Raw genomic sequence first — 324 nt, forward strand, 5'->3', positions numbered from 1 at the left:
CACAAAGAGGAGCGCGTTGTTCCAGCGAATGAGAACCGTGGATATTCGCAAGGAAAGCATGGCCTTCATATAGGTAATATTTCCGTCGCTATAAACGGTTCTAATGCTACTACAGCGGAACAGGCGCGGCAAGTTGCAATGCTTATCGTTAAAGAAATCGAGATGGCGGGAGGAGCTATGGCGTGATGGAAGGCAGCACATATACCCGTTTTGTTCAATTAATGAAGCGACACGGCTATAACAAAGACGTTGATCTACTTATGGCTACTGTCACTTCGCCTCCGCCGCATCTACGTATCAGACTCGATCATACAAACACAGAAC

General features: G+C 46.9%; 1 protein-coding gene. It reads left to right on the plus strand.

Annotated elements, in window-relative coordinates; all coding sequences use genetic code 11:
- The coding region (locus LKX83_RS32245; protein ID WP_227887351.1) for a hypothetical protein at positions 1 to 186 on the plus strand (186 nt) is incomplete at its 5' end.
- Positions 187 to 324 lie beyond the last annotated feature (138 nt).

The sequence above is a fragment of the Cohnella baijiui genome (assembly GCF_020731285.1).
GTDB lineage: Bacteria > Bacillota > Bacilli > Paenibacillales > Paenibacillaceae > Cohnella.